The sequence below is a fragment of the Clostridium phoceensis genome, from assembly GCF_001244495.1.
GTDB lineage: Bacteria > Bacillota > Clostridia > Oscillospirales > Oscillospiraceae > Lawsonibacter > Lawsonibacter asaccharolyticus.
This window is the reverse complement of sequence record NZ_LN866274.1, coordinates 2,358,918-2,365,763: the sequence shown is the minus strand read 5'-3', so window position 1 is coordinate 2,365,763 and position 6,846 is coordinate 2,358,918. Positions and strand designations below refer to the sequence as shown.

The window sequence follows — 6,846 nt, the reverse complement described above, 5'->3', positions numbered from 1 at the left end:
GGCCTCACCGGGGAGGGGGCCGGGCGCTGGTGCGGCGGGGCGCTGGAGGCCATCCCGGAGGACCGCTGGCAGGAGGAGCCCGCCTGCCTCCCCTGCACCCTGCGGCTGGACCGGGGCGGGGCCGCCCTGCTCCTGCTGGACGGCTCCGGCCGGACCCTGGCCTTTGAGGGGGCCTTCCCCCTGATCCACGGCAGCAACGGAGAGGACGGCACCCTTCAGGGGCTCTTTGAGCTGGCCGGGGTCCCCCTCATCGGCTGCGGCACCCTGTCCAGCGCCCTGTGCATGGACAAGGACCGCTCCCACAAGCTGGCCGCCCTGGCCGGGGTCCCCAGCCCCAGAGGGATCGTGCTGGAGCCCGGCTTCTCTCCCGCGGAACTGCGCCGGGGGGCGGAGGCGGTGGGCTTCCCCCTCTTTGTCAAGCCGGTCCGGGCGGGCTCCTCCTTCGGCGTGAGCCGGGTGGAGGGGCCGGAGCAGTTGGATGGGGCGGTGAGGGCCGCGCTGGCCTATGACCGCCGTGTCCTGCTGGAGGAGGCGGTCTCCGGCTTTGAGGTGGGCTGCGCCGTACTGGGCAGCGAAGAACTGACAGTGGGCCTGGTGGACGAGATCCAGCTGTCCGGCGGTTTTTTCGACTTTGAGGAGAAGTACACCCTCAAGACCTCCGCCATCCACTGCCCTGCCCGCATCCCTCCGGAGGCGGCCGCCCGGGTGCAGGAGGCCGCCCGGACCATCTTCCGCGCCCTGGACTGCCGGGGCTTTGCCCGGGTGGACCTGTTCCTCACCCCGGAGGGGGCGCTGCTGTTCAACGAGGTCAACACCATCCCCGGCTTCACCCCCCACAGCCGCTATCCCACTATGATGCAGGGCGCCGGCCTGGACTTCACCTCCCTGGTCAGCCGCATGATCCGGCTGGGGGTGGGAGCATGAGGCTCCTGCGGCTCCGCCGGGAGCAGNCCGGCCCCTGCTGGTCCCCCGGACCGGGGACTGGGCCCCCGTGATCCGGGCGGTGTGGGGCCGCCGTGCCGTCCCCTTCCTCCGCTATGCCCTCTGTGGGGCCCCGGAGGACTTTGACCGGGACCGGCTGGCCGCCTTCGCCGCCGCCCTGCCCCCAGGCTTCTCCCTCTCCCCCATTCTGGCCGGGCACTATCCCCTGCTGACGGCCCAGGACTGGTCCCGGGACCTGTGCGGCAATTTCCGGGACGGTCCCGACTTCGCCCGGCGTGGGCTGGGGGTCATCGCTCTTCGGGACGGGGTCCCCGCGGCCGGCGCCTCCTCCTACGCCGTCTGGGACGGCGGCATCGAGATCCAGATCGACACCCGGCCGGACCTGCGCCGCCGGGGGCTGGCCCTGTCCTGCGGCGCCCGGCTGATCCTGACCTGCCTGGACCAGGGGCTCCTCCCCTCCTGGGACGCCCACGACCGGCGCTCCGCCGCCCTGGCGGAGAAGCTGGGCTACCGCCTGGACCGCCCCTACCCCGCCTATCTTCTGGACCAGACCGGTCCGTAAGAAAATCGCAAGATTTTCTTACGGATCTTATCAGACTTTCGCAGGAAAGACTCCAAGCAAGGTGCGCCCCCCTCTGATACCATAGGGTCATCGGAGGGGGACGCGCTTTTTTCTGGTCTGTCCCCTCCCCCACACAGAAGGAGTTGACAGAACATGAAACAGATCCTGGTGCTGTTCGGCGGGTGTTCCCCCGAGTACAGCGTCTCTCTGGCCTCCGCCTATGGGGTGCTCACCCATATAGACCGGAGCCTGTATCAGCCCATCCCTGTGGGCATCACCCGGNGGCCTGGCCCGGCTGGGGCTGCCCGCCGCCCTGGCGGCTGCCCTGCTCCTCTACCTGATCGGCCTGGGCGGGGACAGCTACTACGGCCTGACCGCCCAGCTACCCGCCCTGGACGCCCTCTATGGCGGGCTGTTCCGCCTGTGCTCCTATACCCGGAACGGGCTGTTCCTGGCCCCCCTTTTCCTGCTTCTGGGGGCGGCGGGAGTCCGGCTGGGCCGGGGGATCTCCGCCCTGGGCACCCTTCTCTCCCTGGCCGGTATGTCCCTGGAGGCGTTCTGGCTCCGCGCTCAAGGCTGGCCCCGCCACGACAGCATGTATCTTTTCCTCCCCCTGACCATGCTCTTCCTGTTCTCCCTGCTGCTAAATGGCGGCCGGGGGCAGGACCGCACCGCCCGCAGGCTGTCCCTGCTGATCTACCTCCTCCACCCCTGGAGCATCGTGCTGGTGCGGGGCGCTGCAAAGCTGACAGGGCTGGAGGCCCTGCTCATCCAGAACAGCCTGGCCCACTTCTGCGCCGTGGCGGCGCTCACCCTGTGCGCCGCCCTGGTGCTGGACGCCCTGCGCCCCCTCCGCCCCGCCCCCTGCGGCCGTGCCTGGAAGGAGCTGGACCTGGACGCCCTGCGGCACAACGCCCGCACCCTCCGCTCCGCCCTGTCCCCCGGCTGCACGCTGATGGCGGTGGTCAAAGCGGACGGCTACGGCCACGGGGCGGTGCCGGTGGCCCGCTGCCTGCGGCGGGACGGGGTGCGGGCCTTCGGGGTGGCCTGTCTGGCTGAGGGCATCGCCCTTCGGAAGGCCGGGGTGCTGGGCACCATCCTCATTCTGGGCTACACCCCGCCCCGTGAGGTCCCCCTCCTCCGCCGCTGGCATCTCACCCAGACGGTGGCCGACGAGGCTCACGGCCGGGCGCTTGCCGCCCAGGGAGGCCTCGTCCGGGTCCACCTGGCCCTGGATACCGGCATGCACCGGCTGGGGCTGCCCGCCGGGGACTGCTCCGCCATCGCCCGGATGTACCGTCTGAAAAATCTGCGCATCGACGGGGTGTTCTCCCATCTGTGCGTCTCCGACAGCCTGAAAAAAGAGGACATGGACGCGACTCTGGAACAGCTCACCCTGTTCTATGACACGCTGGACTGGATGCACACCCAAAACCTCTCTCCGGGCCGCGTCCACATCCAGGCCAGCTACGGGGTCCTCAATCTGCCGCCCCAGCCATGCGCCTGGGCCCGGGCCGGCATCGCCCTGTACGGTGTGTACAGCTCCCTCTCCCCGGTCCAGCGCCGCCTGGACCTGAAGCCGGTCCTCTCCCTCCGGGCCCGGGTGGCCTCGGTGCGCACCCTGCGCCTCGGGGAGCGGGCCGGGTATGGGTTGGCCTTCCAGGCCCGCCAGGAGACCCGGCTTGCAGTGGTCACCATCGGCTACGCCGACGGCCTGCCCCGCCAGCTGCCCCAGCAGGGCGGGCGTGTGCTGATCCGCGGCGCTTTCTGTCCCATGGCGGGACGGATGTGCATGGACCAGCTGCTGGTGGATGTCACCGCCCTGCCCGATGTCCAGGCCGGGGATGTGGTCACCCTCATCGGCCGGGACGGAGCGCAGGAGCTCCGGGCCGAGGAGCTGGCCGCCCGGTGCGGCACCATCACCAATGAGCTTCTCTCCCGGCTGGGCAGGCGGCTGGAGCTGCAAAAGGTCCCTCGTTCTTCCCAGAGTAGTGGGCGGAGCGCAGAGACGCGGGGATGACCGACCCCGACCGGAACCAAGACAGGATAAGATGAGAAGGGCATGGGTCCTGTCCCCCTGCCCTTCTGTAGTTCTGATCCCCTGTGAGGACCCCGTCTGTCATATGGCGGAGCCGTACTCCCGACGCATCAAGGCCAGCGCCTGAATGGCGCTGGCCTTGTCTTATCTTCCAACCTGTGTGGGACCGCCGCATCCGGCCACTTCCCTCAGCCGCTCCAGGATGGCCTCGTCCGCGGGGCAGAATCTATACTGCGGGATCTCTGCCGCCCGGATCCACCGGATGTCCTGATGCTCCAGCTTTCGGGGCGTTCCCTCCGCGATGGAGGCATGAAACAGGGTCAAGTGGACGGTAAGGTCGGGATAGGCGTGGATGACCTCCATGAAGGGCTCCCCCACCGCCACCCGGATGTCCAGCTCCTCCCGGCACTCCCGGACCAGGGCCTCCTCCCGGGTCTCCCCCGGCTCCACCTTTCCGCCCACGAACTCCCAAAGCAGCCCCCGGGCCTTGTGGGCCGGGCGCTGGCAGATGAGGAAGGTCTCCCCCTCCCAGATCAGGGCCGCCACTACTTCTGTCATCGCTGTGCGCTCCTCTCTGTCTCCTCCGCAGCCCGGTCACAGCTGCCGCTGGATCCAGGCCATCAGCAGATTCACGATCTTCTCCTGCTGCCGCCGGTTCAGCTGGATGCCCGGCGGGATCTTATACCACTTGTACAGGCACTTGCGGCAGCAGCAGGCACAGGCGTGCTGGGCGAGGAACACCGGGTGTCCCCGCATGGGGGTCTGCCGCCCGTCGTTGGGCAGCTCCGCCGGAGCCAGCCGGGTCTCAATGAACCCCCGGGCGTGCTCCCGAATGGTGTCCAGCCCCTTCTCCCCTATATAGGCCCGCTCCCGCTCTGAGAGCCGGAATTTCGCCCGGAAGGGGGACGCCTGAAGCTTCTCCAGTGCCTCGTCGATGGTCTGCACCCCTCATTCCTCCTCTCTGTGTCCTCCCCCGGCTCATCGGACTTCCTTGCTTTCCCTTTGGAGGGAGAGGACAGCTCCCAGCAGGACGCCGGCCAGGGCAGGCAGGACCCATCCCAGGCCCACCTCCGCCAGGGGGACGGCGGAAAGCACCCCGTCCAGGACTGGAACAGCTGCCCCCAGTCCCTGTACCGTGTACAGGATGCTAGCCGCTCCAGTAAACAGGATGCCCGCCGGATAGATGGCCCGCAGCCGCTGCAGCCGCTCCGGCAGAAAGGAGAGCAGGATCAGCACAATAGCCGGCGGATACAGAATATTCAGCACCGGGACGGAGAACTCCAGGATCTGGTCCAGTCCTGCGTTGGCGATCACCATGCTGAGCAGGGCGAAAAAAGCCGCCCAGGCAGACGCGGGGAACCTGGGGAGCAGGGTGTGGAAGTAGGTGCTGCACGAGCTGAGCAGGCCCACGCAGGTGTTGAAGCAGGCGATGACAAAGACAGCTGCCAGGATCGCTCTGCCCCAGGGGCCGAAGATGGCTCCCACCAGATTGGTCATGGTAGCGGCCCCGTTGGTGGTCCCGGGAAAGGCACCGCCGGACAGCGCCCCGATATGGGCCAGCATGGAGTAGACTGACAGGAACAGCACCGCCGCCACTCCGCCTGCCCGGACGGTGCTGCGGAGAACGGCCTTCTCCTCCGTCACCCCCAGCGCCCGGATATTCATTACGATCACGATGCCGAAGTTCAGGGCCGCAATGGTGTCCATCGTCTGATAGCCGGTGAGGAAGCCCTCCACCGGAGCCGCGCTGTCATAGGGGGGCAGCGCGGGACCATAGCCCCCCACAGGGTGGATCAGGCATCCCAGGAACATCACAGCCACCAGCGCCAGCAGCAGCGGGCACAGCAGCCTCCCCAGGCGGCTGGTCAGCTTTTCCGGCCGGAGGGCCACCAAAAAGGCCGCTCCGAAAAACAGGGCGGAGTAGCCCAGCCGGAACCAGATCAGCGGCGTTCCCTCCGGCAGGAAGGGGGGCACGGCCATCTCAAAGGAGGTGCTGGCCGTCCTGGGGATAGCAAGGCAGGGGCCTATGGAGAGGTAGATCAAAATGGTAAACACCGTGGCAAAGACGGGATGGACCCTGCCCGCCAGCCGTGTCAGGCTTCCCGACCGCACCACTGCGATCACACCCAGAATGGGAAGTCCCACAGCACTCACCGCCAGTCCTGCCATGGCCGGCCAGGTGTCCACGCCGGCCTGTGCCCCCAGCTGAGGAGGAAAGATCAGATTGCCCGCCCCAAAAAACATGGAAAACAGCGTAAACCCCACCAAAAGCTGGTCTCTGCGTCTGAGTGTCTGCATCTCAACTACATCCTTTCTCTTGTATCCTTCCTGCACCTCTGTTTAGTCCAAGTCATCCTGCGGCAGGCCGTAAAAGTCCAGGATAAACTCCCAAAAATCCAACGCCGCCTCTGTCATGAGGCTTTTTTTATGACGCATGATATGGATGGTTCGTTTTGCCATCTCGTCTTCCAGCACCGAATACTGGAGGCCGGGCGCAATGGCAAGGGCGTCCTTCAGGCAGGACTCTGGGAGCACCGCCACAGCGAGATCAGATTGGACCAGCTTGACTTTGACCAGGAACTCATCTGTCTTGCAGTACACTTTTGGAAAATATCCCGCGTTCATACACAAGGGAAAGGTGATGTCGCTGAACAAAACATCCTTCCGGTCATTCTGGGCCATGGTGACAAAATACTCGTCTTTGAGCAGGGAGAGATCCGCCGGACCGGCTCCCAGCGCGTTGGCCAATCTGTTCCCATAGATCAGTGCATAACGCTCCTGAAAGAGGGGACGAGAGACCCAAAAAGTCTTGTTCTGGTCGTGGAGCGTATCTCCCGCAGAAGAGGACAGAAGAAAGTCCAGTTGATCCGAATCCACCATTTTTGTGGCCTCAAACGCGATGATCTGGAACGTGATCAGGGGATTGATCTGGGTGTACTGGGCGATACAGTCCGCGATAATGGGGGCATAGGAAGTATAAGCGATCTGAATGCCCCCCTTGGTGTCATAGATCCCCCGTTTAGCAGAATTGACCCCCGCATTGAGCAGCTCCACCGCCTGCTTTGCATATTGGGCAAACTGCTCCCCGGTCTTGTTCAGCACAATGCGGTTGCCGATCCGGTCAAACAGCTTGACGCCAATCTCCCGCTCCAGAGAGGTGATGTGCTTGCTCAGAGACGGCTGGGAGATATGGAGCAGATCCGCCGTGGCGGAGACATGCTCGTATTTGGCCAGATGCAGAAAATACTCGATGTTCCGAATGTCCACTCCGCACCCTCCATTATTCCGTTTTTAATATAGTACT

General features: G+C 65.8%; 7 protein-coding genes and 1 pseudogene. 4 read left to right on the top strand and 4 right to left on the bottom strand.

The genetic code is table 11. The features are described from left to right. The 4 genes and pseudogenes from BN1969_RS12275 to vanT all read left to right on the top strand — a co-directional run. Window positions 1-924, top strand: a 924-nt coding sequence (locus BN1969_RS12275) for a D-alanine--D-alanine ligase family protein (RefSeq protein WP_050624555.1), incomplete at its 5' end; no start/stop codon positions are given. 34 nt (window positions 925-958) lie between these two features. Beyond that, window positions 959-1,504 carry a GNAT family N-acetyltransferase gene (locus BN1969_RS12270; protein WP_082203583.1) on the top strand — a complete coding sequence of 182 codons (546 nt, stop codon included), beginning with the start codon at window positions 959-961 and terminating at the stop codon, window positions 1,502-1,504. Between the two features lie 153 nt (window positions 1,505-1,657). Continuing rightward, window positions 1,658-1,774 (top strand): annotated as a pseudogene (locus BN1969_RS18650) (D-alanine--(R)-lactate ligase); the annotation flags it as partial. Between the two features lie 271 nt (window positions 1,775-2,045). Beyond that, window positions 2,046-3,524: a serine racemase VanT catalytic subunit gene (gene vanT, locus BN1969_RS12260; protein ID WP_082203582.1), complete on the top strand. Its 1,479-nt coding sequence runs from the start codon at window positions 2,046-2,048 to the stop codon at window positions 3,522-3,524. 162 nt (window positions 3,525-3,686) lie between these two features. Here vanT and BN1969_RS12255 read toward each other — a convergent pair whose 3' ends face one another. From BN1969_RS12255 to BN1969_RS12240, 4 genes are read right to left on the bottom strand one after another with little or no spacing between them, the layout of a single operon-like run. Then, on the bottom strand, window positions 3,687-4,100 hold the full coding sequence (locus BN1969_RS12255; RefSeq protein ID WP_050624551.1) for a (deoxy)nucleoside triphosphate pyrophosphohydrolase: 414 nt from the start codon (window positions 4,098-4,100) through the stop codon (window positions 3,687-3,689). 36 nt (window positions 4,101-4,136) lie between these two features. After that, window positions 4,137-4,487, bottom strand: coding sequence for a DUF4186 domain-containing protein (locus tag BN1969_RS12250; RefSeq protein ID WP_050624550.1), 351 nt, complete (start codon window positions 4,485-4,487; stop codon window positions 4,137-4,139). A gap of 33 nt (window positions 4,488-4,520) precedes the next feature. After that, window positions 4,521-5,840: a branched-chain amino acid transport system II carrier protein gene (gene brnQ / locus BN1969_RS12245; protein ID WP_050624549.1), complete on the bottom strand. Its 1,320-nt coding sequence runs from the start codon at window positions 5,838-5,840 to the stop codon at window positions 4,521-4,523. 42 nt (window positions 5,841-5,882) lie between these two features. Continuing rightward, complete coding sequence (locus BN1969_RS12240; RefSeq protein WP_050624548.1) at window positions 5,883-6,809, bottom strand: LysR family transcriptional regulator; 927 nt, start codon at window positions 6,807-6,809, stop codon at window positions 5,883-5,885. Window positions 6,810-6,846: the final 37 nt, after the last annotated feature.

Coding starts and splice junctions, on each gene's coding strand:
- BN1969_RS12255 (WP_050624551.1), bottom strand. CDS start 4,100: ATGACAGAAGTAGTGGCGGCCCTGATCTGGGAGGGGGAGACCTTCCTC.
- vanT (WP_082203582.1), top strand. CDS start 2,046: ATGTCCCTGGAGGCGTTCTGGCTCCGCGCTCAAGGCTGGCCCCGCCAC.
- brnQ (WP_050624549.1), bottom strand. CDS start 5,840: ATGCAGACACTCAGACGCAGAGACCAGCTTTTGGTGGGGTTTACGCTG.